Here is a 26,540-nt window from a genome sequence, read left to right as displayed (position 1 = left end):
GGTGTACAAGCTCGTCTTCTTCGTCCCGGCGAGCCATGTCGAAGTGGTCAAGGCCGCTGTGTTCGCCGCGGGTGGTGGACGCATCGGCGCCTATGACCACTGCGCTTGGCAGACCCTCGGCCAAGGCCAGTTTCGCCCGTTGGACGGCAGCCAGCCGTACCTCGGGCAAACCGGGCAGGTCGAAGTGGTGGAGGAGTGGAAGGTCGAGCTGGTAGTGGCGGATGAGCTGATTGCTCAGGTCGTCGCTGCCCTCAAAACGAGTCATCCGTATGAGACGCCAGCCTATGAGGTCTGGCGTCTGGTGGATATCTGACAGAGGTACTGATCAACTCAGTGATGCAATGGGGAGCGAACGCTCACCTATTGCGTCACTGATTGCTCAATTCAAAGCGGTCATAAGCCAAAGCCCGAGCCGCTCAGATTCTCTCCCACGCCGATCAGATCCAGAGGTTCGCGTATCTCCAGTTCCTCCAAGCGTTTCCGAGCGGCTGCTTGGTATTCCTCATAGCGCTTGATATGACGACTGAGTTCGGTGCCTTCCTCGATTTTTTCCGGGTTTCTGTCGGCCCAGTGTTCCACGATTGGGTCCTGCCAGTTGAGATCCTTCGGATGCCGTAGATAGCTGCTCGCCACTTCGACGGGGTCTTGCTCACCGTCCCCCTCCCAGTATTTGTGCATCGACTTACCCACCTCAAAGACGGCATGCCGAGCCAGCAATTGTGCTATCACATGGAAGGGGTGGGTGCCGTGATCTTTAGCCAGCTGTGAGTGGGTAGCACTTACATGCGAATGAGTATTGGGGTCGTCGCCCCAGTACGTTTGCAGGTCGTCGATTTGATCACCTGCCCACTCCACTACCGTTTGCATAAGGCCGTTGGTGTGATTTCGCAGAATTCGAAGAGGGGTGCCGGCTAGCCAGTCCAGATACTCGACCGTCTGGAATGTCGAGCTTTTAGCTAGCTCATCTCGCACTTCGAGTGCTTTTACGAGTACCTCTCTAGCCTCGGGTTCTTCTTTGAGAAGAATCAGCAACGCTTGTTCGCCATCACTTCGTTCTCCGGGAACAGTGGGTTTGAATACATGACCGGGTACTGGAAACAGCATTTTGGCCAAGGGCTCGGCGACGCTGGCGATGATGTCCGAACCGCTGAACAGACCGGTCACGACCGGCCAGCGATGTTTGCATGGTTTCTCGGTGGTCCAGGCCAATACATCGGTGTAGCCGACCTTGCGCAGGCTGAGCTCTACGAAGTTGGAGTGAGCAAAGAAATCTTCAAGCACATGCAAGGCTTCACCAAAGTAGCGCATGCCTGTGGGGGTCTTGCCTGCTCGCATAGCCGCGCGCAGTTTTCTGCGCATGTAGCGTTCGGCTTCCTTTATATGCAATGTCATGGAGCGTGCGTAATGGACGGTGGTCAGCCTGTCACCGGGCCGTACCAAGGGTTCAAAGTCCTCATCGATCGTCTGTGGATCGATTGCGTCTTCGTTCAAGTTGGTGGGGTTGTCGATATGTTCTGATGGGCGGTAGACGCCGAGTATCTCTGGGGTAACAGTGTAGGCAGCGCGGCCCTCGTCGGTCATCTGCAGAAGGTTGAATTCTTTTAGTGCTAACAGATCGACAAACTGAGTAAGCACTTCTCTGGAGATTTTCTTCGGAAAGTTCCTTGGCGCGTACGGCGGGCGAACAGTTTTGGGGTCGATTAGCTGTGAGTGGTCGCGCAGCCAGTTGCCGAAATAGATTTGTTTGACTTCAACGGCATTGAAACCCGAAAGGTTCAGTACGTGAGCGATGGACTCGTGGCCATGACTCTCCGCAGAATCGCCAAGGCCTGCTCCAAACCGAGGCATTGGTTTTAGTTGCTGGGGGGCATTATCAGTAAGCTTTTTCACAAGACGTCCTCAACCGATGTTTGGGACGCCCAGATTGGTTGCTCAGGTGCGGTAGATAAATATGGAAATAACGACCCTGCAACGAAGTCAGATTCTGCTTACAGTGTTGGTATGATTTTCATCATTATGTGGAGCATTTGAAGCAAGCTAATTCTAGCCGGTAAGCCCCATCCTGTCAGGGATTACCGGCTTGCCCAGTGCTTTCAACCATCACTACGAGGCCTATGCACCAGTGCGCACGCCACAAGCCCCAGCTCGAACAACACCCACATCGGCACTGCCAGCATCGTCTGAGAAAACACATCAGGCGGTGTCAGAATCATCCCCACCACGAAGCAGCCGACGATCACATAGGGCCGACTACGGCGCAGCGTGGCGACATCGGTCAGCCCCGCCCAGACCACGATGAACGTCGCCACCGGTATCTCGAACGCCAGGCCGAAGGCGAGGAACAGCGCCATGATGAAGTCCAGATACAGGCCGATATCGGTCATCATCGCCACCCCATCGGGGGTAACGCTGGCGAAGAAGCCGAACATCATCGGAAACACCAGGAAGAACGCAAAGGCCATCCCGCCATAGAACAGCACGATGCTCGATACCAGCAGCGGCAGGGCAATGCGCCGTTCGCGGCGGTACAGCCCCGGGGCAATGAACCCCCAGGCCTGGTGCAACAACAACGGCATGGCCAGGAACAGCGCGCACATCGCGGTCAACTTGAACGGGGTCAAGAACGGCGAGGTGACGCTGGTGGCGATCATACTGGTGCCTTCCGGCAGATAACGGCGCAACGGTTCGGAGATCAGCGTGTAGAGGGTTTGGGCGAACGGGAACAACGCGCCGAACAGCAGCGCGATCACCAACAACGAGCGCATCAGGCGCTTGCGCAGATCCCTCAGGTGTTCGGTCAACGGCATGCGCCCTTGCTGTTGCATGGCAATGCTCATGAGACGTTCTCCTTGGCAGGTACTGGCGCTGCGGCGTCATTGGCCGGTTCTCCCTCCAGGCGGATGCCCTGGCGAATCTCCTGTTCCAGCCGCTGCAGCGGTGCGGCGTCCAGCGCCGGCAGGTCGATTTCCCGCTCCACCTGGGTGCGCAGCGCATGCATCGCCCGTCGTGCTTGGCCTAACCCACGGCCAACGGCGCGCGCCGCCACCGGCAGGCGCTCGGGGCCGAGCACCAGCAGGGCGACGACCCCGACCAGAATCATTTCGGTAAAGCCGATCTCGAACATCAGGCCTGACGATCCGCTTGCGTTTGCTGCATGGTCTGGCCGTTCAGCGGTGTTTGTTGTTGCACCTGCGGGTTGCTTGGGCTGGCTTCACTGTCACCGCCCATGGACTTGCGAAAACCCTGGATCGCCTCGCCAACATCGCTGCCCAGGCCTTTCAGACGCTTGGTGCCAAACAGCAGGAAGACAATCAACAGCACGATCACCAATTGCCAGATTCCGATACCACCCATGTCAGACCACTCCTGTAAGGTCATAAAAAGAGCAGCAATCCTGCCTTGCCTAGATGACGCGATGATTACTGTCAGGTATTGCCATCTGCCTGAAACAAGCGCGGTGTTTACTGGCCTCTTTGCCGGTTGGAAAAAGGAGGGCGAGGATGGGTGGCAAACACCAGCAAGGTGCTGCGTTGTTGATGGTGATGGTCGCGCTGGCGATGATCGCTGCGGGTCTGACCTGGCTGGTGGAAAGCGGACGTCGGCAGGTGGATGAAGTGCGCCTGTTACAGCAGCGGGTGCAAGCGCGGGCCATGGAGCAGGCCGGGCTGGCCTATGCCGAACAGGCGCTGCGCGATCCTGCCTGGCGGGCCAGCCCGTTGTTCTGGCAAGCCTTGCGCGGTCAGCCGCTGGACTATGACTTTGGCGCAGGCAAGGCGCAGCTGCGCGTGCGTGATCAGCACACCTGCTTCAACGTCAATGCGCTGTTGGGCGAGGACGGCGAGCGGGCTGAGCGTCAGTTGCGTCTGCTGCTGGGCGATGACATGGCCGCCGAGCGCCTGGTGCACGCGCTGGCTGACTGGATCGATGCTGACAGTGACGCACGCCTGCAAGGTGCGGAGAGTGCCCAGTATCTACGTCAGCAACCCGCGCGCCTGGCGGCTAACCAGCCGATGGTCGACAGCAGCGAGCTGAATCTATTGCTGGCCCCCGACGCGCAGCGCCAGGGCCGTTACGCGATGCTCTGTGCACTGGCGCAGACCAGCGGCTGGCGGCTCAATGCCAACGCACTTGGCCTGGAACACCTGCCCCTGCTTGAGGCGTTGTATGAGGGGCGTTATTCGCGCTCGTTGCTGAGCCGCATCGTCACGGGGCGTCCAGCGGCGGGGTATGTGGATGCGGCGGCGTTGCGCCAGGCGTTGGGGGCAGTGGATGACGAAACGTTCGAGCGCTTGAGCGAGGGGTTGCTGCTCAACAGTGGGCATTACCTGTTGCAGCTGTCGTTCGAGGAGGAGGGGCTGAAGTTGCGCAGTCAGTTTCAGGTGGAGGCGTTGGGGGTGGTGCAGTGGCACGCACGAGTACCGGCGCAGCAGGTGCGAGTGCGCAGCCGTGAGCCTTTGCCGTGGTGATAGCAAGTAGTCGAGGGCCGCAGAGCGGCCCCCGAAAATCCATCAGGCGGTGCCGATCTCGCCGCCATCATTACGCTGAATCACCACCGTCGAAGCCCGTGGTCGCACGGTAGTTCCGGCCGGCGCGGCGTCGGTCGCCACATCGTTGAACGGCCAGTTCTCCGGGTGCTGGATGTTGACGAACATCGACTTGTTGTCCGGGGCAAAGGCTATCCCGGTGACCTCGCAGCCGTTGGGGCCGACGAAGAAGCGCCGCAGGTCCACCTGGTTCTGCGCGTTGACCGGAATCTGCTTGCCGGCAGCATCCACCAGATCGGTCGGAATCACCGCCAGCAGTTGGTCGTTGGTGTAGCTGGTCAAGGTCGACTCACCGTTGTCGGTCTCGAACCACAACACCCCACGGCTATCGAAGCTCATGCCGTCGGGGCTAGCGAACTGGTTCAGTTCGGTCAGGCCTGAGCGGTTGATGTCGGCGGTGCCGGCGGCGTTGGCGCCGAATACGAAGATGTCCCAGTTGAAGCTGGCGTGATCATCGCTGTCGTGCCAGCGAATGATGTGGCCATGGCGGTTCGGCCCACGTGGGTTGGCCGCATCGACTTTTTCCGGGGTACGCGAGCTGTTGTTGGTCAGGGTCAGGTAGACGTCGCCGTTGAGTGGGTTGACGGCAGTCCACTCGGGGCGGTCCATCGGCGTGGCACCGACGGCATCGGCGGCGCCACGGGTGTGCAAGATGATCCCCGGCAAGTCACCGTACAACGCACCGAGGGTGCTGCCAGCGGTGGTAGCGGTGGCGACGTCGAGCAGCAGCCAGTTACCGCTGCCGTCGGCATTGAAGCGGGCGACATACAGCTTGCCTTGGTCCATGTACTTGGCGCCGGTGGCCAGGCGGTCGGCTGGAGTGGCGTCTGCTGGGTCCCACACGGCATCGGAGACGAACTTGTACAGGTACTCGTTGTTGGAGTCGTCACCGGTGTACCAGACCAGCGGCTTGCCCGCCACCGGCAGGCCCGGGCAGCAGCCCTCGTGGCGGAAGCGACCCAGGGCGGTGCGTTTGACCGCCAGGGTGCTGGCGTTGTACGGATCGATCTCGACGATGTAGCCGTAGGTGCTGGCTTCGTTGCGGAAGTCGTCGGTGGCGCTGGCGCCGGTCGGGGTAACGTCGAAGCGGGCGAACTCGTCGTCCACCTCGCTTGGGTCACCTGCGCAGGTTTCCCACTTGTACTGGCCGCTGGAAGTACCCACGCCGATACGCGACTGGTCGGCTGGACGGGTGCCTTTGTTGACGAAGATGCCCGGCCAGTTCTCCTCGCAAGTCAGGTAGGTGCCCCACGGCGTGTAGCCATTGCCGCAGTTGTTGTTGGTGCCGCGGCACTGGGTGCCGGCCGGGGAGAACTTGGTCTTGACGTGGTCGGTGCCGCGCAGGGGGCCGGCGATGTCCATCAGCGAAACGGTGGTGAAGCGGCGATTGAGCGGGTCGTTGTCGACCACCTGCCAGCGGCCGTTGACCTTGCTCAGGCGAACCACGCCAGCGCCGTGGGCGTTGATTTCCTTGCGCGCTTCTTCGACCGGGCGCTTGCCGCTGCCATCGGTGGTGGGCCCTGCCGGATGCAAGGCTTGGGCGTCGATGTACTCGAAGTTGATCGCCAGCAAGCCGTCATCGGAGCTGCCGTTGATAGGGAAGAAGTGCATGCCGTCGTGGTGCATGCCCATGGCGTTGGCCTGGTCGGTCGAGCTGTTGCTGCCGTCGGATTTCCACGGGTTGCCATTGCTGTTCAGCGGCGTGCCCCATGGCGCCAGGACATAGGCGCTGTAGCCGGCGGCGACCACGCAGGCGTCGGTACGCGAGCCTGCGATGGAGTTGAAGCCTAGCTTGAGTTTCGGCGTTTCCGGGGTGGTTGGAGCCGAATCGTCGTCATCCGAACCGCCACCGCCGTCGAAGCAGCCGGTCAGGCCGGTCCCGGCGATCATCGCGATCGCGGCGCCAAGGCTGCCGCGCATCACGGTGCGACGGCTCAGGTAGGCGTCCATGACGCTGGCCATTGGCAGGTTGCCGCTTAGATTGCGGTCTAGGTTGTCGCCGGTGTCTCGACTCATCAGGGTGTCCTTATAGTGGCTGAGTTGAAAGAAACCGCGACTTTAGTGCGCAAGTGTGATGATTCCTTGGCAGAAATATTAAGGTCCGCTTAAAACTAGCAGTTCTTAGCAACCTGTCTTGAAAGAACATTCCGCGATTGCTGTCGGATATCTGCCATTAAACTGTCATGTGAGCGCCGCAATATCCGGGTCCCTAAGTGAACTCGGAAAGGATGCGGGCCTGATGGCTAGTAGTGTGGGCAGACGCGAAGTAATCAGCTGGATGGGTGTCGGTGCGCTGGCACCGCTGCTCGGCGCCTGCTCTGCGCTCCCTGGCCAGCGTGCTGGCAGTGCGGCGGTCGATCTACTCTACGTCGCCGACACTCTCGATGCCCGCCAGCCTGGTATGCCCGTGGTACCTGCCACCCGACTTGGGCCGGTGAGCCATCTGGGGCGGGCGCCGTGGATGACTGGCAGCAGTGCCACCGCCGCCTACCCTGAGCTTGCGCCCTTGCTCGATGCCAGTCAGGCAGGCAGTGCGCAATTGGGTGGCTATGCGGTGCTGGCCGCGTTGCTTGAGCAATTGCGCAGCGAAGCCGGAGCCAGTAATTGCCTGACCTTGGAAAACGGTCAGGGCTGGAATGGCAGCGGCTTGGCCTACCTGACTCAAGGCGAGAGCGGCGTGCAAGGCAGCCAACTGCTTGCCAGTGAAGTGCGCGTCAGCAGCGATGAACGAGTGCTCTGGCCGCAACGCTGCGCCGGACTTTATCGCCAGTCTTCCTCTATTACCCTGGGGGCTGGACTGGCCAATGATCAGGCAAAGTCGCTTGGCATCGAGCCCCAGCGGATTTTCGAACGGGGCGGTGCGCGAATTGCCGTGGTGGGTGTCACCGACCCGTACGCCCAGGATCAGAAAGCTTCGCTCAAACAGTGGTACCAATCGCTGCAGCCAATCTTCCAGCAGGCGCGCCGCGAGGCTGACCTGGTGGTGGCGCTGGCCGATGTCGGCACCGGGCCAGGGCTGTGGTTGGCCGAACGCTTCAATGAAGTCGACGTGCTGCTGTGCGCGCGCGGCCAGGACTTGTGGCCAGCACCGGTCGAGGTAAGTCAAGCGAGCGGTCGTCGGGTTCCAGTGCTGTTCGCCGGCTGCCGTGGCAGCGGCGCGTTCCGCCTACGCTGTCAGCAAGTGGCCGGCCAGTGGCGTTTTGAGGCGCGCTACTTTGCTGCCTTCGAACATCACCTGACGCCAGTCGCTCAGGCCCGCGCCAGCCAACTGCGCAGTGTGCTGCGCCAACAACGTGCCGGCCACGCCGCCTGGCTCGACCAACCTTTGGCCCGCGCTCCACAAGCACTGTGGCGGCGCGACACCCGTGGCGGCAGCTGGGACCGTTTGCTGCACCAGGCCCTGGCTGATGACAGCAGCATGCCGGTGCTGCTGCCGGGACTGCGTTACGACTACCCTTTGACCGCGGGTGATTCGATCACGCGTGAACACTTGATCAGCCTCACGGGCGGCTACCCCGCGCCAGTGGTCGAGGCGCCTGCCCGGCAGGTCGAGCAGGTACTGGAGAACGCCGCCGAGCAGCTGTTCGGCGATCCGCTGCTGCTGGACAACAGCCAGGACTTACCGCGCTGGCAAAGCCAGGCCTGGCAGGTTAGCTATAGCCCGCAAGGCAAACGCATCGCCGGCCTCGAACCGGTGCAGGGGCTGTGCCGCACCTTTGGTTTGCAATTCGACCCGCAGGCCGGTGAGCCACTCTGGCAGCGCGTTGAAGCCTGGCTGGCGCGCCAGTCGGGCGATTGGCAACTGGCAGCGCTGCAACTGCCGCAGGTGCGCTACGTGCAGGGCCATCCGGGTTGGCATCCACGGCAGTTGCTCTCTTGAGCACACCCAGTCGTTTAGTCGGCGTAGCACTGCTGACCCTGGCCGGTTGGCTGGCTGGCCAATGCGTGCTGCAGCTCAGCCGTGAGCCGCTGCCTGCCCGCGCGCCTTCGCTCGCTGAGCTGCCCTTGCCCGGCTTGCTGGTCGGTCATTGGCAGGCGCCTGCCGACGACGGCCTGATCCCGCTGACTCGCCTGCCGCTGCAGTACCTCGGCGGGCTCAAGGCCAAGCCGCTTTCGGCGACCGTGGTGGTGCTGCGCTATGGCCAACAGACCCGCAGCCTGGTGCGTGGCCAGCGCCTGGCACCCGGCATCGTCCTGCAGGACATCGACGCCGATGGCCTGATTTTCAACAACCAGGGGCGGCGCGAGCGCCTGCCCTGGCCGCCACGGCCTGCCGTGACCGGCTTCAAGCGGCAAGGATGAGCGATGTTTGCAAGATACTGCGTGGCCGGAGTGCTCAGCCTGAGCCTGTCATTGGCCTGGGCCGAAGAGCCGGAAACATTCGACGACAGCGGCACGCCGATCTATGAGGTGAACTTCGTCGATACCGACCTGGGCGAGTTCATCGACAGCGTCTCGCGCATCACCGGCACCACCTTCATCGTCGATCCGCGGGTCAAGGGCAAGGTCACGGTGCGTACCGTCGATCGGCATGACGCCGAGGCCATCTACGACATCTTCCTCGCCCAGCTGCGCGCCCAGGGCTACGCCGCGGTCGACTTGCCCAATGGCAGCGTGAAGATCGTCCCCGACCAGGCTGCACGCCTGGAACCGGTGCCGGTCGAGGGCGGTGGCAAGAAAGCCGAGGGCAGCGACGGGGTTGCCACCCGCGTGTTCAACGTACGCAATGCCGCCAGCGAACAGATGCTGGGTATCCTCAAGCCGCTGATCGACCCGCGTGTGGGCGTGATCACTCCGTATCCGGCAGCCAACCTGTTGGTGGTTACCGACTGGCGCAGCAACCTTGAGCGCATAGACAGCCTGTTGCGCCAGCTCGATCAGGTCAGTGACGAGCCGCTGCAGGTGATGAAGCTGCAGCATGCCAGCGCCGCCGACACCGCCCAGCTGGTCACCCGCTTGCTGGCCAACCAGCAGGCCGGCGACACTGCCCAGGTGGTGGCTGATCCGCGCAGTAATGCGTTGCTGGTGCGTGGCAGCGCCGACAGCCGCGAGCGGGTAAGGGCCTTGCTGGCCCAGCTCGACCGCCCCAGCGACACTCAGCACAACAGCAACACCCAAGTGATCTACCTACGTCACGCCAACGCCAGCGAAGTGGTCAAGGTGCTGCGCGGCCTCAGCCAGGAAGGCAGCGTGCCGGCCGAAGGCGACGCCGAGGGCAAGGACCGCCCGGTGGCGATGGCCAGCGAGTCTGGCATTCGCCTGGAATACGAAGAAGGCACCAATGCCGTGGTCATGGTTGGCCCGGACAGCGAACTGGCGGCCTATCGCAGCATCGTCGAGCAGCTCGACATCCGTCGCGCGCAAGTGGTGGTCGAGGCGATCATCGCCGAGGTCTCCGACAGCCAGGCCCAGGAGCTGGGCGTGCAATGGTTGTTCGCCGACGAGAAGTTCGGTGCCGGTATCGTCAACTTCGGCAGCAATGGCGTGAACATCGCCAGCATCGCTGGGGCTGCCGCCAGCGGCGACAACGAAGCCTTGGGCGACCTGCTGTCGAGCACCACCGGTGTCACTGCAGGCATCGGCCACTTCGGGGGTGGCTTCAACTTCGCCATGCTGATCAATGCGCTCAAGGGCAAGAGCGGCTTCAACCTGCTGTCGACGCCGACCCTGCTGACCCTGGACAACGCCGAGGCGTCGATCCTGGTCGGCCAGGAAGTACCCTTCGTCACAGGCTCGGTCACCCAGAACAACGCCAACCCCTACCAGACCATCGAGCGCAAGGAGGTCGGGGTCAAGCTGCGCATCAAGCCGCAGGTGAACATCGACAACAGCGTGCGCCTGGATATCGTCCAGGAAGTCTCGTCGATTGCCGACACCACCAGCGCCAGCGATGTCATCACCAATAAGCGCGAGATCAAGACCAAGGTCATGGTCGAGGACAACGGCCTGGTGATCCTCGGCGGCTTGATCAGCGACGAACTCAGCACCAGCAATCAGCGCGTGCCGTTTTTGGGCGACATCCCCGGGCTGGGTCGGTTGTTCCGTTCCGACGCGAGCAAGAACACCAAGCAGAACCTGATGGTGTTCATTCGCCCGCGCATCCTGCGTGATGGGCCGAGCCTGGCCGGGCTGAGCCAGGACAAATACCGCACCCTGCAACAGACCACGCCGTTGCAACTGCCGGAGCTGGCCGAGGGCACGCCGCTGCTCAAGGTGTTCCCCGCCAGCCGGGCGCGCCTGGAAGGGGGCGACTGGTGATGCTGCCTTATCGTCTGGCGCGCCAGACTGGCCTGGCGATGGCGCCGCTTGCCGAGGGCTGGCAGCTGTGGCTGCGGCCAGACGCCGACAGCGATCAGTTGCAGGAACTGCTGCGCGTCCATGGTCAGCCAGCGAGCCTTGAGTACCTGGACACAGCAGCCTTCGATGCCCGGCTGGGCCAACTTTACGAAGCGGGTAGTGCCAGCACCGCGGCGCTGATCGAAGGCATCGGCGAGCAGGTCGACCTGGACAGCCTGATGAGCGAAATGCCGCGCATCGAGGACTTGCTCGAAAGCGACGACGAAGCGCCCGTGATTCGCCTGATCAACGGCCTGTTCGGCCAGGCCCTGCGCCTGCGCGCTTCCGACATTCATATCGAGACCTTCGAGCAGAGCCTGGTGGTGCGCCTGCGTGTCGATGGTCACCTGCGCGAAGTGCTGCGCCCACCGCGGGCGCTGTCGGCGATGCTGGTGTCGCGGATCAAGGTCATGGCGCGGCTGGACATCGCCGAGAAGCGTCAGCCGCAGGATGGCCGAATCACCTTGCGCGCCGCCGGCCGGGAAGTGGATGTGCGGGTGTCGACATTGCCCGGGATCCATGGTGAACGGGTGGTGATGCGGGTGCTGGACAAGCAGGCCAGCCTCTTGGCGCTGGATAACCTAGGCATGCCTGACTCTGTGCTGGAGGGTTTGCGCAGCTGCCTGGCCAGGCCCAACGGTATTGTCCTGAGCACTGGCCCCACCGGTTCTGGCAAGACCACCACGCTCTACGCCAGCCTCAACAGCCTCAACGATGGCAGCCGCAATATCCTCACCGTTGAAGACCCGGTGGAGTACGCCATCGCCGGCATTGGCCAGACCGCAATCAACCCCCGTGCCGGCCTGACCTTCGCCAGCGGCCTGCGGGCGATTCTGCGCCAGGACCCGGACGTGATCATGCTCGGCGAGATCCGCGATCAGGAAACCGCGCAGATCGCCGTGCAGGCCAGCCTCACCGGGCACCTGGTGCTGTCGACCCTGCACACCAACAGCGCTGTGGGCGCGGTGACGCGTTTGCGCGACATGGGTATCGAGCCGTTCTTGATTGCCTCGTGCCTGCGCGGCGTGCTGGCCCAGCGCCTGGTGCGGCGGCTGTGTCATTGCGCGGTAGAGCAGCCGTTGCAGGCGGCTGAACGCAGGCTATGGCCAGAGTTGGGGTCGCTGGGCGGCACCTTTCATGCGGTCGGCTGCGACGATTGCCAAGGCAGTGGCTACAACGGGCGATTGGGCCTTTATGAATTCATCGAACTGGACCCAGGCCTGGTCGCGCTGCTCTACGACGGCGCCAGCGAACTGGCCATGCAGGACTATCTGGCCGAGCGCCGCCAGAGCCTGGTGAGCATGGCCAGCGATTGCCTGCGCCGAGGCCAGACCAGCCTTGCCGAAGTACTGCGTGTGGTACAGGGCTAGCCTATGCCGACCTATCGCTATCAGGCAGTCGATTTGGCCGGCAAAAGCCACAGCGCTACGCTGCAGGCCGACAGCGAGCGCCATGCGCGGCAGTTGTTGCGTGAGCAGGGGCTGTTCGCCCGGCAGCTCAAGCGCCAGGGCAGCGCCGCGGCGCAACCGCGTCGCCAGCGGTTGAATCGCGCGCAGTTGTGCGAATTGACTCGCCAATTGGCGACCCTCACCGGCGCCGGTATTGCCCTGGTCGATGCTTTGGCCACCCTTGAGCGGCAGCTGCGCCAACCCGCCCTGCAGGCCGTGTTGGTGTCGGTACGCGGCGCGCTGGCCGAGGGCTTGGGCCTGGCACGCAGCCTCGCCCGGCAAGGCGCGCCATTCACCGGCCTGTATTGCGCGTTGGTCGAAGCGGGCGAGCGCTCGGGGCGTTTGGCCCAGGTGCTGACGCGCCTGGCCGATCACCTAGAGCAAGTGCAGCGCCAGCAACACAAGGCACGCACCGCCTTGATCTACCCCAGCGTGTTGATGGGCGTGTCGCTGGCGGTGGTGGTCGGCCTGATGACGTTCGTGGTGCCCAAGCTTACTGAGCAGTTCGCCCATTCCGGGCAGAGCTTGCCCTGGGTCACTTCATTGCTGATTGGCATCAGCCAGGGCCTGGTCAGTGCCGGGCCGTGGCTGTTGTGCGCAGCACTCTTGCTGGCATTGCTCGGCAGCTGGTTGCTGCGCAAACCGCACTGGTGCCTGCGCCGCGACGAGCTACTGCTGCGCCTGCCGCGTGTTGGCGGCCTGTTGCAGGTGCTGGAAAGCGCCCGCCTGGCGCGCAGTCTGGCGATCCTCTGCAGCAGTGGCGTGGCCCTGCTCGAAGCGTTGCAGGTGGCCACCGAAACCGTCGGTAACCGACGCATTCGCCTGGCCATGGAGCAGGTGCGCCAGCAGGTCCAGGGCGGCACCAGCCTGCATAGGGCGCTGGATGCCAGCCAACAATTTCCACCGCTGCTGGTGAACATGGTCGGCAGTGGCGAGGCCAGCGGCACTTTGGCTGACATGCTCGAACGGGTGGCCGATGACCAGGAGCGCGGTTTCGCCCGCCAGGTGGACACCGCCATGGCGCTGTTCGAGCCGCTGATGATCCTGGTGATGGGCGCGGTGGTGCTGTTCATCGTGCTGGCCGTGCTGCTGCCGATCATGCAACTGAACCAAGGCCTGCAACTATGACAAGGAGCACCAACATGCGACATCGACGTACCCGCCAGCGGGGTTTCACCCTGATGGAAATCATGGTGGTGATCTTCATCATCGGCCTGCTGATCGCCGTGGTCGCGCCCAGTGTGCTGGGCAACCAGGACAAGGCCATGCGCCAGAAGGTCTTGGCCGACCTTGCCACCCTGGAGCAGGCGCTGGATATGTATCGGCTGGACAACCTGCGTTTTCCCAGCAGCGAGCAAGGCCTGGCCGCACTGGTGAACAAACCTACCCAGGAGCCGCTGCCGCGTGCCTGGCGCAGCGATGGCTACATTCGCCGTCTGCCAGAGGACCCGTGGGGTACGCCATACCAGTACCGCATGCCCGGTGAACATGGTCGGGTCGATGTCTACTCGCTGGGCGCCGACGGCGTGCCGGGTGGCGAAGAGCTCGATGCCGACCTGGGCAACTGGGAGCTGTGAAGGGTGAGCGGCCAGCGTGGCTTCAGCCTGATCGAGCTGTTGGTGGTGCTGGCCATCGCTGGCTTGATGACGGGCCTGAGTGTGGCCTGGCTCGACAGTGGCAACAGCAGCGTCGAGCAGGCCCTGGATCGACTGGCCGGGCACGTTCGCGAGCAGGGCGCGCTGGCTCGGCATGCCGGGCAACTGCGTGGGCTGCGCTGGAATGGCCAGCGCCCGGAGTTGGTTCGGCGCGAGAAGGAGGGCTGGGTGCTGGAGCCAGCGCGCCTGGGCGACTGGCCCAAGGGCCTGCGCCCCGATTGGCCAGCCAGTCGCACGCCGCAGTTGATCTTCACCCCCGAGGGCTGGGCACGCCCTGGTGCCGTGCTGTGGCAGTGGCCGCAGGGCAGCCAGCGCTGGCAGTGGGATCGCGCCGGACAACTGCGCACGGCTTCGTCGCCATGAAACGTGGCCAGCGTGGCTTTACCTTGTTGGAAGTGACTGTGGCCCTGGCGATCGCCGCCGTGCTGGCGGTGATCGCCAGCCAGGTTTTGCGCCAACGGCTGGCGGTACAGGACAGCGTCCAACAGCACCGGCTGGGCCTGCTCTGTGCCCGCGAGCTGCAAGCACGCTTTGCCGTCGAGCAGTATTGGCCAGCCGCCAACCACAACAGCGGTGTGCTGAATCAAGGCGGCCAAGCCTGCCATTGGCAACTGCAATTGCGCAGGACCGGCGTGCGCGACCTGCGCCGAGGTGATCTGCAGCTGTTCGCCGACCGCGATCAGCGCCTGCCGCTAGGCCAGTACAGCGTATTTCTGGAGCGCCCATGAAGCGTCAGCAAGCAGGCCTGACCTTGATCGAACTGATGGTTGCGCTGGCCTTGACCGCAGTGCTCGGCATCATGCTTGCGGCCTTGGTCAACGGCTGGCTGAAGGTGCGCGAGCGGCTCGCGTCACCCGCCGCCAATGCCGGTGTGCTGGAGTTCTGCCTGGCCCTGGAGCGACGTTTCGATAGCCCGGTGCTGCGCCGGGTCTACGAGCAGCGCTTGCCGTTGGCCACGCGCTGGCTCGACTGGCAGGCGCAGAACAACCAGCTGCTGTGGGTGGCTGTCGCGGCCTGGCCGCAAGCCGAGGGCGGCTCGCGCCTGCAACGCCAGCGCCTGCGCTTTGATCCACGTGAGCAGCGCCTGCTGCTGGAAACCTCGGCGGACCTGTACGCCGCAGGTGAGCCGCACTGGGTGGTCCGCGAGCGGTTGGAGCGGGTCAGCGCATGGCAGGTGCTTTACCACCAGGGTGGCCGCTGGCTGGCCTGGCCCTCGGATCAACCCGCGCACCCCGGTCGTGGCGTGCGCGTGCAATTGCAGCGTGATGGAGCACCTTATGTCTGCACCTTTGCATTGCCACATGGGCTGTCATGAACGGAGGCCGGATGAAACTTAAGTGGCGTCGCCGTGGCCCTCGCCGGGCGTGGCTGTTGCTGCGACCGGGTGCTGCCGCGCAGCCGTGGGACTGGCTATTGGTTGAGCGCGGCGTGCCGAGCCGAGAAGGGCAGGGCGAGCCGCCCAATGATCTCGATGCACGGGTGGCGCTGATCATTCCTGGCCAGCTGTGCAGCCATTTCCAACTGCCAGCCCCCCCGGGGCTCAAGCGTGACGAGTGGCCGTTGCTGCTGGAAGACCGGCTGCTGCAAGCCAGCGATCAGCTGCTGTTTGCCTGTATCGAACGCCTGCCTGGACAGTTGCGCCTGGCGCTGGTGGAGCGTGCGCAGCTCGATGGCTGGCGCAAACAGTGCGCCGACTGGGGGCTTTCGATTGAACGCTGCTGGGCACAACTGCAGCTGTTACCGGCCTCGGCCCCCGGGGCTGGCTGGAGATGGCCGCATGAGCATGAGGATTTATACAAAGGTGTTGCCAGTGATGGTCGCGAGCATTGGCTGTCGTGGCCGCGGGGGCTCGGCGATCCCCCGGCGGTGCCCTGGGCAACGCTGCGAATCGATTGCATCGAGGGGCGTTGGCCGGCGCAATTGGTAGCGCTGGACAGCCTGCCCAGCCTGTTCGAACAGCGCCGCGTCCGTGCGCGCTTGAGCCTGCCGCGCGGGCACCTGCGCTTGGTGGCGGCTTGCCTGATTCTGGCCACGGCCTGGGCGGGCTTGTGGCTGAGCCAGCAATGGCGCCAGGCCCAGCTCTATCGCCAGCAGGTACTGGCAGTAACGGGCGAGCAGGCCTCGTTGCGTCAGGCGAGCGTGGCGCTCAAACGCTTGCGGGACGCTGCGAGTGAACGGCAGTTGCGCCTGCGCAAGCTCGATGGGCTGCAAGGGCAATTGCAGGCGTGGCTGGAGCAGCACCCTGGTTGGCGTTTGCAAGCGGTGCGCTTCGATGGACAGCGTTGGCATGTGCACTTGGACGGCGAGGGCCCTGCACCTGCCTGGCAGGACATGGCCAATCAGGCTGGCGCCCAGGTCGAGGTGAGCGATGCCGGGCAGGCGGCGCAGTGGCGCGTGGTCTTCGATCTGGGAGCGGTGTGATGAATCGTGAGCTGTTGCAGCACTACCGCATGCCCTTGGCATGGGCGCTGATCGCAATGCTGGTGCTGTCGCTGGCGGTGCGCGAAGGGCTGGCACAGTGGCGTGAACTGGCCCAGTGGCAGGCGTTGGCCGAGTCGGCGGCGAGCCTGTGCGATGCTCCGCCAATGGGGCTTGAGCGCCTGCGCCAGTCAGCCCAGGCGCGGCAGATCAGCCTGCTGGAGATCGACTCCAATGAAGGGGGTTGGCAGTTGCGCGGTCAGGTGAGCGATGAAAAAACCTTGCAGCAGTGGTTGCTGGCATTGCAGGCGGAGGGCGCTCAGCCACTGCAATGGGCGTTGGAGCAGGGGGACCAAGGGCTACGTTTCGCTGTGCAGGTGCAGCCGTGAGGTGGCATGGGGCTGTATGGCTGTTACTGGTTTTCAGCGTCACGCTGCTGGCCGAACTGCCGGCCCGTTGGCTCACTCAAGGGCTGGCGATCAGTGGGGTCAGCGGCAGCCTCTGGCGCGGCCAGGCGGTGCAGTGGGGGCCGGTGGGGCCATTGCGCTGGGAAATCACTGCGTGGCCCTTGCAAACGCAAGTGCACCTGGGGTTTCAGGGGCAGGGCTGGCAAGCACGATTGTCGGGGTGGCCATGGAATTGGCAGGCAGAACTGCAAGCGTTGTCTGGCCAGGCCAGGGTGGCGACCGGTTACCGATTGGCGGGGCAATGGCAAGGTACGTTGCGCATGCGGGGGGCGGGCGCACGCTGCAGCGGGGCTGATGGGCAAATATCTATCGAGGATCTGGCGCTGGTCGAGCCGTGGTCGCTTGGCCTTGGGCGTGGATCAATGCAGATGGACTGCAGCAGCGGCTGGCATCTGTTCGGACAATTGAATCAGCCAGGACAGCATCAGTTGGAGCTGGATGCCGACCTGTCGGCACGGCGCGCCAAGGTCGACTTTAAGCTACAAAACGATGCTGCCCTGACGCCAATCTTGCGCGCCCTGCAATGGTTGGGACCAACCGAGAGGGTAGGGCAGCGCAAGGTTGGCTGGTAGTCAGGCTATCGACTATCAGCGACGGCGCGGTGCATTGCCGTGAAGAAACTGGCGGCAATAGTCACTTGGCTTGTCCTTGAATGCTCGATACCAATTCCTGATCGTGGTTCAGGTAACTGCCCTGAGCGAGCCCGTACAGATTGAACCCGCTTGGATTGCCCGCAGTACTTTTTTCATTGGATTGCTTCACCAGGGCCAGTGCCTCCTCGACTAATGAAGTGGAGAACTTGATGCCCCCGTCCACCCGGTAGTTATTGCCGGTCAAGGTCTCAGTGGTCACCTTTTCTGCGCTATGCGCGACATCGCCATGAGCTGACGCCAAGCGGGCACCCACCAGATTGATAGCGCCACCGACCTTCAGATCGATCCCCTCAGCACCTTCAAGCCCTGCTTGATGGGCGACATTGTCACGCTTCTCACGCAGTACATAGATGTCGGGTGCCAAGTAGTTCTCGGGCTTGTGCTTGGTCAAGAATTTAAGCTGCTGCTTGGCTTCCTGGCCCCACGGTCCGGCAATCGAATTGACTGTATTGGCCCAGCCCTGCGGATTTTTTTCGTGGCTAGCTTTGATATCGACATCCGCAATCCAGGTGTCGACGTTATCCTTGCGGCTTTCAACGTGCAGGTCGCCGCCGATAGTGCCTTGGATATGATCGGCCTTAAGGCTGGTACCTTGCAGCCGGGTATCGCCTTTGCTATTCAAAGCAATGGTTCGCGCTGTAAATGTGCTGGCGTTCCACGTCTGGTTATCGCGCAGGTCCAGGTCGAGTTTGCCGCGCAGCCATAGGCCTTCGGTAGCGGTTTTGCCCTGCTGATTTAGACCGCCTACACCTCCGGTGATATCGAGGTTGTTGTGCTTTGTCTGGTTTGCCGAGGATTCAATCAGCGCGCCGCCATTCCATGCCTGTAACTGGATGAGCCCGGCTGATGCCTGCACACCCTGTAGATGTAGGGCTCGCTCGTTGTTAGCACGACTGGAGAGCGTCAACTGGCCGTTGCTGTGTAAATGGCTATCTACAGCCTCGATGTCATCTTCGTCGACATTGCCATATCCCAGGTGGCCGCCAATACCCCCACCTTTGGTGTCACCTTGTTTGGCAGACACTTCCAGACCGCCATCTAGCCTGTTGCTTTGGGCCTTATGCGTGTTACGGGCTGAGCTGATCTGCAAGTTCCCGCCACTGTGCAAATTGATGTCGCCGACCTTGGCGGCCTCACTACCAATCCGTGTTCCTTCAAGCAGTAGATCGCCAGCGCTGCTTAGGAGTACCTCACCGTCTGCCTTGATCGATGCCACCTTAGCCACGGACTTTGAACTTGAGCTGTCAGCCGTATCGAAGTAACCGCGGAATTCCGCACCCTTCTCGCCCGGCTTACTGCTGACTTTGAGTCGAGCCTTCGCATTGAGCGAGCCTGATTCCTTGCTTCTCAGGCTGCTTGCTTGAAGCACCGACAACGAGCCACCGCTGAGAATATGTACCCCAGCCGTAGCTGCATTGATTTGGCTGCCTTGATAAACGCCATCACCACTGAGCCTGATATTTATGCCTTGACCTTTAAGACTGCCCAGCACTGCGGTGCTGGTGTTTTCTACCGTATCAAGCGAGCCACCCTTACCGGCGAGGCGCACACCGACATCCGATCCTGTGGTGGTGTCAACGCGAACATCGGCGTCGGCGCTGAGGTTGTGCACGGTGTGCACGCTGGTATTTTGTGCGGTCAGCATGTTGTGCTGCTTCGCGTCGATCTCCAGAAGACCGCTGCGTGCGTGCCAGGCGGTGCCTTGGTCATCAATGACAGCTGCCTTGACCTCGACTGATGCGCCGGACAATTCATTGACCTGTGCGTACTCTTTGCTCCAGTTCTCCTGGCGATCTTTGTAGCGAAAAGTTACGTCAATGCCAACGCTTGGTGGAGTGAACGCATCGACGATCGAATCTTGCTGGAAGCGGTCGGCTGGCTGGCCATCCACTATCTCTACGATGGGTTTGGTCAGGCCGTGATATTCCAGGCTGGCACCGAGGCTGGCCCGCCAATGATTGCTATCTGCCGCAATGTTCAGTTCGTTCGATGCCGCGCGATTCACGATGTTGCCAGCGTGAATCTTGAGGTGCTTGCCGGCGTCGATACGACTGGCTTCATTGAGCAGATCATTGTCGCTATTGATCGCCACATTGCCTGTAGCTAGCAGTTCACTGCGCTGCACCTTGCTGTTTTCGCTTTTTGAGGTTTCGGTGCTTTGCAGTGCTTCCAGCGCGAAGCCGACTCGCTCGACACCAACGCTGAGCGCCACGGCCTCGCCGAGCTCATCTAAACGACTGGAAAACGATAGTGTATCGTCAACGGCGGTCAGGCTAATCTTGTTGCCTTGCAGGTTGAGATCACCCGCCCGGGCATTGAGTTTGGCACCCCGGGCCCGTAGGTGAGTGTCGCTGCGAAGGCTCAGCGAAGCTGCTGCAAGTTCACTGGCGTGCTGTTTATATTGAACACTTTCTTTAATCGTCACAGGTGCGCGATAGCCGCCATAGAACTCCCATTGGTGAGAACCGGGCTTGCCATCTTGCGCGGGCTGGGTTTCGCGGGTACCAAAATCAAATGTGTGCAGAGCGCTCAGGGTTGAAAAGTCGTTGCGTTCAAGTGCGCTATCGATTACTAGGGCTTTAGTGGCATTTACATTCATGTGCCCTGCCGCCTCGATACGCGCCCCCAGAATCTTCAAATCGTCAGTGCTGGAGAGGTCCAAGTTAGCGCCGGATTTGATATTACTGAGTTGCGGCCGTTGATGGACGGCATGGCTCAGCGCGAGGCCTAACACCTTGCTGTTGTGGTCAGAGGTAATTGTGCTTTCACCAGAAGAACCTGCCGCCACTGTCAGTGAGCCCTTGGTGCTATGGAGCTGTGCATCGCCCTTACTGGTCACTTCACTGCCGCGGATAGTGATCCGCTCGCCCTGGGCGGCGAGGGCTGCCGCCGTCACGTTAGTACCGGAATAGCGCCATGGTCGCTGGTGTTTATTGGCTGGGGCTTTGGATACATGGCGGTCAGAGGTCGCCCAACGTTGAACGTCGTCCTCAAGCCTTTGACCAGCCAGATTAATATCTCTGGCCTCAAGTTGCAGGTGGCCTGCACTTTCCAGGTTGCTGCTCTTGATGTCCAGGGCGTTGGCTGCTTTGATCTCCAAGTGGTTGGCGCTCAATGTACTGGCATGTGCTTTTTGCTGGGTGTCAGAGGTGTAAGTAGCATCAGGCCAAGATTTGTCGCTGTTTTCGCGTTGGTAGCGTCTGGTATTGGTTTCTTCGATAGCTGCGCTGACATCTATGTTGCCTTTACTCTCCAGGCGCAGACCCTCCTGCGCTTGAACGGTGGCGGCTTGCAGTGCCATATCGCCATGCGATTGCAGGCTGATCTCACCGCTGCTGTGCAACTGGGTGCCGCGTGGTCGGTAAACGGTGGTAAAGCGCTTTTGCACCTGGTCGTTGTGACGGTCTTCTTTTTTACCGGTCTCAGTATCAAGCTTCAGCTGTTTTCCAGCGGTAACAGCGATCCGCTGGGCAGAGCCATCAACCGCGCGTAGTGTCAGGTCTCCAGCGGCTTTGAGTCGTAACCCACCTTGTTTGGCTTTAAGCGTGCTGGAGGATATCGGGTCGCCGAAGACCTCTAAGTCACCTGCTGAATCAATAAGGATGTCGTGGTCGGCTTCAACCCTGATCGGCCCCATGCGCACGCCTGCACCCTCGGCGGTGCTGCGGATCTGGATTCGGCCCGCATACATTGCGCCGAGTAGGTTGGCATCAATGTCCGATAGGCTGCCGGACTCGTGCCTGATGATCTTGCCCTCCCGTTTGCTGATGAGGTTACGGCCCAAGGTGATGTTGAGACTGTCTTTCGCTGCGAGTAGACCGGTGCTGTCCAGGCGTGGTGCGATCAGGTACAGGGCACCTTCGGTATTAGTCTGACCATCGCCCTTAACAGTCAGTCTGCCGTCGGCGTTTAGCGTCTCGAAGGTTTGCAACTGCTCGTTTTGGAATCCGGGCTTCCCGACTACGAAGGCCGCCTTAGGTGTGTTGATGAATCGGCCGCCGTTGAGTGTGATGCCATTGGGGTTGGCGAGAATGTAGTTAGCTCGCTGACCGAAGATTTCCTGAGTGCCTTCGATCAGCGAAGCGTTGCGGCTAACGACTTCGTTGAGAATGGTCGAAGCGGCTTGGCCTTGAAACTGAGGGTTGGCAGTCAGGATGCCTGCCAGTTGCGATCCACCCTCCTGCAAGGCGTTGTTCAGCACGACGCCTTGCTTGCCAACGTTGTAGTCGATGAATTTGTTGTGCGACAGACCATTGGCATCGGGGGCGACGATGTTGATCACAGGCACGCCATGCTTATGGTTGATGATTGGCGAACTGCCCAAATCTAACTTCGGTTGCAGGCCGCCTTGGGCGTGCACGCTGGCCGTGCCTAGCAGGGCGAGGAAGATCGTCCAGCGCAGGGTATCTGGCTTGGCGGACAGGCGATGGGGGGAGGAGGGGGGCATAGACAGGATCACTTTTTCCAGTGGTGGTAGGGGGAAGTCAGATGGTCAGGGTCCAGTCCAGCACCCAGTAGCCGCGCTCCAGGCCTTTTGCGGGCTTGTCACTGGCATACAGGGCGCGCTGGTAATCGAGGCGCAGGCGGCTTTGCGGCAGGCTGAGTTCGACCCCTGCTGCAGCACCGGCCAAGCGTTGCGAAGCGCTGGCGCGCGCGAAGCGGGTCCAGCCCAGGTCAAGCCCCACGGTGGGGCGCACCTGCACTGAGTGGGTCCAGGCAAGGTCAAGTGGTTGACTGAGGGTATTGCGCCAGACCGCAGCGCTGGCACCGGAGGCGGTGTGCTGGCGGAACCCGCGTACGGCAGAGTCATCACTGAGTTGGAATTGCTCGACCGCTGGCAAGACATCGGCGCTGTATTGTCCGGTCAGCTCGCTTTGCCAGCGCCAAGGCCAATGCCAAGGTCCCTGGCGCAGATGCAACAGGTTGACGCGGTACTTGAGGAAATCAGGTCGCGGCGTCTGCGCTTGTGGCAAGGGGCGATCTGCGCCAAACCAGGCCATTCCCTGGCTCACGCCCAAGTAAGCATTCCACAGGCCACGGTCGATCCAGAGCAGATTGAGCCCCGCCTCCAGCGTGGCCAGGGTCGGGCTCTGCAAGCTAATTACGGTGCTATCGGAGCGGGTGATCAGTTGCTTGCGATCTACTCGGGCGCTGGCGCTGAGTATGCCGCGCTGGTTACGCCACAGCAGCCGTTCGGCGCCAAGGCCAAGGAAACGGCTCTTGCCGTTGCTGACGATGTGGCTTTCTGGTACCGGTGCGCGATAGCTCATCCGGCTGGCGTTGAGGGTAAAAGTCCAGGGCCCGTAGGGAAGGCTGTAGTAGAGGTTGAGGCCGCGGCTCTGACCGGGTGCATTGAATACGGTCGAAGCCATCGACAAGCGCAGGTCGCCGTTCATTCCCAGTGGACTGTCCAGGCCAAGCCCCAGGTTCAGGCGGTGGCGGCCGACCAGCTCGCTGCCACGATTGTCCAGGCGTGTGTCCAAGTGCCAGGGTGAAGTGACTTGGCGAGGTTGCACCACTACCCGGGTTCCACCCTGCAGTTCGCCTGGGAGTAGCTCGATACCTAGATCGTAGGCACGCAATCGATTGAGCTGGTCCAACCCTTGCTCGATATCCGGAAGATGCAGTGGTTTGCCCAGCAGGCCGGGAAAGGCGCCTTGGAGTGATAGCGGCAGCTCGCCGTCAGTCAGCTCGATCGATTCGACGAATCCTTCGATGATGACTATATCCAGCGGTTGCTCATGCTTAGGAGGGCGAGCAAGGTATGGCCGGCTGGTCGGGTAGCCTGCCTCTACATACTGCTGGGTCAGGCCCTTGAGCAGCTGGTTGATGCTGGCGATGCCCATGCAAGGCTGCGACAACGCTTGTACGGTTGGCTGCAACTGGTGGGTTGGAAGTTTTTGATTACCGGTCATGCGCACACCGGTAATCGACCAGCAGTTGTCTGAGGTGTCGGTGAAAGCGCTCCTGTCATCATGCGAAGTGATCGGTTGCAGGCGTTGCAAACGCTCGAGTTGCTGCAGCTGTTCGCGTTGACGCTGAGCTTGCTGCTGGTCTCGTAGTTGCTGGCTGGCAGGGTCGGCCTGGGTAGGGGCAATCGTCAGCAGCGTAATCGCGCCGCAGGCAAGTAAGCTGCGGGCAATAGGGTGCACCCAGGATGACATTGAAGAACCTCGCAAATTATATAAGAAAAAAGGAATCCATTTGCGTGAATCCTAAGGGTCAAGACATTTGTTTGAATGTGGTTATATGACATCCGCCACGTGGGGTAGCGGATGTTGGCGTGTGGGAAAGTTGGAGAGATGAGAGCGGAGGTAAGTGAAATTAACGCCGCATTAAGTGGGCGGCCTGCCTAGTTGTCCAATTATGTCTAATGACTGCGGGGGATCTACGACGAGTTTCGAGCAAGCTTTGTTAAGTCCCCTAGCTGGGGCCCAATGCTTGGTGTGTAGGATTTATTTCTGGTTAGAAGTGGTTAGTACATATTGAATACGCGCAGCCGCAAAATAACTGCTTAGCCACTGCTCCCATTGCGGGAGCAGCTGAACCAAAGTCTCATTGGTCGGGGTGCGAGTAAGAATAAATAGCGCAGCTTAAGGACGAATCTCGATCATGGTGCCATCCTTGACCATGCTCCACACTTCGCGCATGTCATCGTTACGCATGGCGATGCAGCCCTCGGTCCAATCCAGGGTATGGAAATACCACTCCGGATAGTCTTCGTTGATCGGCGTGCCGTGGATCATGATCATGCTGCCGGCAGCTACACCTTCACGGCGCGCCTTGGCGGCATCGCTGATATTCGGGTAAGAGATGTGCATGGCCAGGTTGAAGCGGTCGCTGACCTTGCGCCAGTCCAGCCAGTAGAAGCCTTCGGGGGTGCGCTTGTCGCCTTCGCGCTCCTTGGCGCCCTTGGGCTGCTTGCCCAGCGAAATGCGGTAGGTCTTGAGCGGCTCGCCACGGCTGATTAGCTGTAGGCGACGTTCGGACTTGATCACCAGTACCTTGTCGATCAGCGGATGTTCCTGCGCAGGGGCCTGGGTTTGCACCTGCGCCTGGGGTTTGCGAATGATCGTCTCGGTGAAGGCCGCCTGGGACACCGATACAACGCTGAGGCAGAAGAGGGCGAGCAACCAACGCATGAAACGGTATCCCTGCAAACGATTTAAGTGGACGACGAGACGTTCATCGGCGGCAGGTATTCATGGCCTATGGGGAAGTGCTGCCTGATGCGGTCGCGATAGTAGCATTCTAGTGTGCGAGTGACTGTCCGAAAAGCCAGCTCCCCCCAAGGGATTTCCTCCTCCTCGAACAAACGCACCTCCAGGCTCTCTTGCCCCACGGCGAAGTCCAGGTCCGCCAGTTGCGCGCGGAAGAACAGGTGCACCTGGTTGATGTGCGGCAGATCGAACAGCTGATACAGGCTCATTTCCCCGACCCGAGCGCAGGCTTCCTCGACCGTTTCGCGACGAGCGGCAGCGTCGGTGGTCTCGCCGTTTTCCATAAAGCCGGCCGGTAGGGTCCAGAAACCCCGGCGCGGCTCGATCGCCCGGCGGCACAACAGCACCTTGCTCCCCCATATGGGCAGCACGCCGGCGACGATATTCGGGTTCTGGTAATGGATGGTCTGGCAATGCTCGCAGACGTAGCGCAAGCGGCTATCGCCTTCGGGTATCCGTTGAATGACCGGTTGGCCGCACGCGCTGCAGAAATTCATGCTTTGCTTCCCTTAAGATCAGCTTATCTTGGCGCGCCTGGGGCATGGGCCGCAAGCCGCCCCCTGGCAGGGCTTGGGTGCCTTGGGGCTTTTGGTGCATCATGCAGGCCAGGCTTTGGAATCGAGAGTGCGTAATGCTGGACGAGCTTCTTCGCCGAATGAGCAACCATATCCCCGCGTCACTGGAGGCGGATCGCCGTTTTCCCGAGGCGGCGGTACTCTTGCCCATCACCCGCAGCGAAGAGCCCGAACTGGTACTGACGCTGCGCGCCCAGGGGCTTTCCACCCATGGTGGGGAAGTGGCTTTTCCGGGGGGGCGGCGCGATCCGGAAGACCCTGACCTGATCTTCACCGCCCTGCGCGAGGCGCAGGAAGAAATCGGCTTGCCGCCAGGCCTGGTCGAGGTGATCGGCCCGCTCAGTCCGCTGATTTCCCTGCATGGCCTGAAGGTGACGCCATTCGTCGGTTTGATCCCCGATTACGTCGAATACCACGCCAATGATGCCGAGATCGCGGCAGTATTCACCGTTCCGCTGGAATTCTTCCGCCAGGACCCGCGTGACCACACCCACCGGATCGATTATCAAGGGCGCAGCTGGTACGTGCCCAGTTATCGCTATGGCGAGTACAAGATCTGGGGGTTGTCGGCGATCATGATCGTCGAGCTGGTCAACCTGCTGTTCGATGCCGGCATCAGCTTGCACAAGCCACCAGAGCGTTTCATCCAGAACTGAGCGGGGTCGACCCCGCCACTCGCCAGACCGTGAGGAGCTATCCATGAAATACCGCTTGGGTGACATGCGGGTAGAAACCCATCCCAGCAGCTGGGCGGCGCCCACTGCCACGCTGATCGGCAAGGTTCGCCTGCAAGCGCGCGCCAGCGTCTGGTTCGGTGCGGTGCTGCGCGGTGACAACGAGCTGATCGACATCGGCGAGGACAGCAATGTCCAGGATGGCACTGTGATGCACACCGACATGGGTTCGCCGCTGACCCTTGGCAAGGGCGTGACCATTGGTCACAACGCCATGCTGCATGGCTGCACGGTGGGCGACTACAGTCTGATCGGCATCAACGCGGTGATCCTCAATGGCGCGAAGATTGGCAAGCACTGCATCATCGGCGCCAATGCGCTGATCCCTGAGGGCAAGGAAATTCCTGACGGCTCGCTGGTGATGGGCTCGCCCGGCAAAGTGGTGCGTGAGCTGACCGATGCGCAGAAGCGTATGCTGGAAGCCAGCGCTGCCCACTACGTGCATAACGCCGAACGTTATGCACGCGACCTGGCACCCCAGGAGGATTGA

The 26,540-nt window shown here is 61.7% G+C and carries 25 protein-coding genes; 16 read left to right on the top strand and 9 right to left on the bottom strand.

Going from position 1 to position 26,540, the window contains the following annotated elements; translation table 11 throughout:
- The first annotated feature begins 1 nt into the window (after position 1).
- Positions 2-313 carry an NGG1p interacting factor NIF3 gene (locus AAZU54_RS14895; protein WP_434727318.1) on the top strand — a complete coding sequence of 104 codons (312 nt, stop codon included), beginning with the start codon at positions 2-4 and terminating at the stop codon, positions 311-313.
- Between the two features lie 80 nt (positions 314-393).
- On the opposite strand, the gene AAZU54_RS14890 is transcribed toward AAZU54_RS14895, so the two are convergent.
- The 4 genes from AAZU54_RS14890 to tatA form a co-directional block, all read right to left on the bottom strand.
- Complete coding sequence (locus tag AAZU54_RS14890) at positions 394-1,890, bottom strand: HET-C-related protein (RefSeq protein WP_186556401.1); 1,497 nt, start codon at positions 1,888-1,890, stop codon at positions 394-396.
- Positions 1,891-2,093: 203 nt separating this feature from the next.
- Positions 2,094-2,837 carry a twin-arginine translocase subunit TatC gene (gene tatC, locus AAZU54_RS14885; RefSeq protein WP_186556400.1) on the bottom strand — a complete coding sequence of 248 codons (744 nt, stop codon included), beginning with the start codon at positions 2,835-2,837 and terminating at the stop codon, positions 2,094-2,096.
- Positions 2,834-3,124 (bottom strand): Sec-independent protein translocase protein TatB, encoded by a 291-nt coding sequence (tatB, locus tag AAZU54_RS14880; RefSeq protein WP_186556399.1) that lies wholly within the window; start codon positions 3,122-3,124, stop codon positions 2,834-2,836. The genes tatC and tatB overlap by 4 nt, the downstream gene beginning before the upstream one ends.
- On the bottom strand, positions 3,124-3,354 hold the full coding sequence (tatA, locus tag AAZU54_RS14875) for a twin-arginine translocase TatA/TatE family subunit (protein WP_434727317.1): 231 nt from the start codon (positions 3,352-3,354) through the stop codon (positions 3,124-3,126). Before tatA ends, tatB begins: the two co-directional genes overlap by 1 nt.
- 146 nt (positions 3,355-3,500) lie before the next feature.
- On the opposite strand from tatA, the gene gspK reads away from it, so the two are divergent.
- Entirely contained in the window at positions 3,501-4,466 is a 966-nt protein-coding gene (gspK, locus tag AAZU54_RS14870; RefSeq protein ID WP_434727316.1) for a type II secretion system minor pseudopilin GspK, read from the top strand.
- Positions 4,467-4,508: 42 nt separating this feature from the next.
- Here gspK and AAZU54_RS14865 read toward each other — a convergent pair whose 3' ends face one another.
- The gene (locus AAZU54_RS14865; protein ID WP_186556396.1) at positions 4,509-6,560 is read right to left on the bottom strand and encodes a PhoX family protein; all 2,052 of its coding nucleotides are present in this window, start codon (positions 6,558-6,560) and stop codon (positions 4,509-4,511) included.
- A 223-nt stretch (positions 6,561-6,783) separates the two neighbouring features.
- Here AAZU54_RS14865 and AAZU54_RS14860 point away from each other — a divergent pair, with 223 nt between their 5' ends.
- The 12 genes from AAZU54_RS14860 to AAZU54_RS14805 are packed head-to-tail and all read left to right on the top strand — an operon-like array spanning position 6,784 to position 17,440.
- A complete protein-coding gene (locus AAZU54_RS14860) occupies positions 6,784-8,424 on the top strand; it encodes a lipoprotein UxpA (RefSeq protein WP_434727315.1) in 1,641 nt (546 codons plus the stop codon).
- Positions 8,421-8,846, top strand: a complete 426-nt coding sequence (locus AAZU54_RS14855) for a pilus assembly protein PilZ (protein WP_186556394.1) — start codon at positions 8,421-8,423, stop codon at positions 8,844-8,846. The genes AAZU54_RS14860 and AAZU54_RS14855 overlap by 4 nt, the downstream gene beginning before the upstream one ends.
- Positions 8,847-8,867: 21 nt before the next feature.
- Complete coding sequence (gspD, locus tag AAZU54_RS14850) at positions 8,868-10,802, top strand: type II secretion system secretin GspD (protein WP_405130137.1); 1,935 nt, start codon at positions 8,868-8,870, stop codon at positions 10,800-10,802.
- Entirely contained in the window at positions 10,802-12,250 is a 1,449-nt protein-coding gene (locus AAZU54_RS14845) for a GspE/PulE family protein (RefSeq protein ID WP_186556392.1), read from the top strand. The genes gspD and AAZU54_RS14845 overlap by 1 nt, the downstream gene beginning before the upstream one ends.
- Positions 12,251-12,253: 3 nt before the next feature.
- Positions 12,254-13,456 (top strand): type II secretion system inner membrane protein GspF, encoded by a 1,203-nt coding sequence (gene gspF, locus AAZU54_RS14840; protein ID WP_405130127.1) that lies wholly within the window; start codon positions 12,254-12,256, stop codon positions 13,454-13,456.
- A 14-nt stretch (positions 13,457-13,470) separates the two neighbouring features.
- A complete protein-coding gene (gene gspG / locus AAZU54_RS14835; RefSeq protein ID WP_186556390.1) occupies positions 13,471-13,905 on the top strand; it encodes a type II secretion system major pseudopilin GspG in 435 nt (144 codons plus the stop codon).
- Positions 13,906-13,908: 3 nt separating this feature from the next.
- A complete protein-coding gene (gspH, locus tag AAZU54_RS14830) occupies positions 13,909-14,346 on the top strand; it encodes a type II secretion system minor pseudopilin GspH (RefSeq protein WP_186556389.1) in 438 nt (145 codons plus the stop codon).
- A complete protein-coding gene (locus tag AAZU54_RS14825) occupies positions 14,343-14,711 on the top strand; it encodes a type II secretion system protein GspI (protein ID WP_186556388.1) in 369 nt (122 codons plus the stop codon). Before gspH ends, AAZU54_RS14825 begins: the two co-directional genes overlap by 4 nt.
- Positions 14,708-15,298: a type II secretion system protein gene (locus AAZU54_RS14820; protein WP_186556387.1), complete on the top strand. Its 591-nt coding sequence runs from the start codon at positions 14,708-14,710 to the stop codon at positions 15,296-15,298. The genes AAZU54_RS14825 and AAZU54_RS14820 overlap by 4 nt, the downstream gene beginning before the upstream one ends.
- 11 nt (positions 15,299-15,309) lie before the next feature.
- Positions 15,310-16,404, top strand: a complete 1,095-nt coding sequence (locus AAZU54_RS14815) for a GspL/Epsl periplasmic domain-containing protein (RefSeq protein WP_405130126.1) — start codon at positions 15,310-15,312, stop codon at positions 16,402-16,404.
- The gene (gene gspM / locus AAZU54_RS14810; protein WP_312151828.1) at positions 16,404-16,790 is read left to right on the top strand and encodes a type II secretion system protein GspM; all 387 of its coding nucleotides are present in this window, start codon (positions 16,404-16,406) and stop codon (positions 16,788-16,790) included. The genes AAZU54_RS14815 and gspM overlap by 1 nt, the downstream gene beginning before the upstream one ends.
- A complete protein-coding gene (locus AAZU54_RS14805) occupies positions 16,787-17,440 on the top strand; it encodes a hypothetical protein (protein WP_312151827.1) in 654 nt (217 codons plus the stop codon). The genes gspM and AAZU54_RS14805 overlap by 4 nt, the downstream gene beginning before the upstream one ends.
- A 61-nt stretch (positions 17,441-17,501) precedes the next feature.
- Here the strand turns inward: AAZU54_RS14805 and AAZU54_RS14800 are convergent, their stop codons facing one another.
- The 4 genes from AAZU54_RS14800 to AAZU54_RS14785 all read right to left on the bottom strand — a co-directional run bounded on the left by AAZU54_RS14800 (position 17,502) and on the right by AAZU54_RS14785 (position 25,238).
- Entirely contained in the window at positions 17,502-21,968 is a 4,467-nt protein-coding gene (locus tag AAZU54_RS14800) for a hemagglutinin repeat-containing protein (RefSeq protein WP_434727314.1), read from the bottom strand.
- 37 nt (positions 21,969-22,005) lie between these two features.
- Positions 22,006-23,685 carry a ShlB/FhaC/HecB family hemolysin secretion/activation protein gene (locus AAZU54_RS14795; protein ID WP_312151824.1) on the bottom strand — a complete coding sequence of 560 codons (1,680 nt, stop codon included), beginning with the start codon at positions 23,683-23,685 and terminating at the stop codon, positions 22,006-22,008.
- A gap of 429 nt (positions 23,686-24,114) precedes the next feature.
- A complete protein-coding gene (locus tag AAZU54_RS14790; RefSeq protein ID WP_186556381.1) occupies positions 24,115-24,663 on the bottom strand; it encodes a L,D-transpeptidase family protein in 549 nt (182 codons plus the stop codon).
- 23 nt (positions 24,664-24,686) lie between these two features.
- On the bottom strand, positions 24,687-25,238 hold the full coding sequence (locus tag AAZU54_RS14785; RefSeq protein WP_186556380.1) for an NUDIX hydrolase: 552 nt from the start codon (positions 25,236-25,238) through the stop codon (positions 24,687-24,689).
- 134 nt (positions 25,239-25,372) lie between these two features.
- Between AAZU54_RS14785 and AAZU54_RS14780 the strand changes: the two genes are divergently transcribed.
- Both AAZU54_RS14780 and AAZU54_RS14775 read left to right on the top strand, forming a co-directional pair.
- Positions 25,373-25,972 (top strand): CoA pyrophosphatase, encoded by a 600-nt coding sequence (locus AAZU54_RS14780; protein WP_186556379.1) that lies wholly within the window; start codon positions 25,373-25,375, stop codon positions 25,970-25,972.
- Positions 25,973-26,015: 43 nt separating this feature from the next.
- Positions 26,016-26,540, top strand: coding sequence for a gamma carbonic anhydrase family protein (locus AAZU54_RS14775; RefSeq protein ID WP_186556378.1), 525 nt, complete (start codon positions 26,016-26,018; stop codon positions 26,538-26,540).

This window comes from Pseudomonas sp. Je.1.5.c (assembly GCF_051129895.1).
GTDB lineage: Bacteria > Pseudomonadota > Gammaproteobacteria > Pseudomonadales > Pseudomonadaceae > Aquipseudomonas > Aquipseudomonas urmiensis.
The sequence above is the reverse complement of the archived record's forward strand: the minus strand, read 5'-3'. Positions and strand labels throughout refer to the sequence as shown.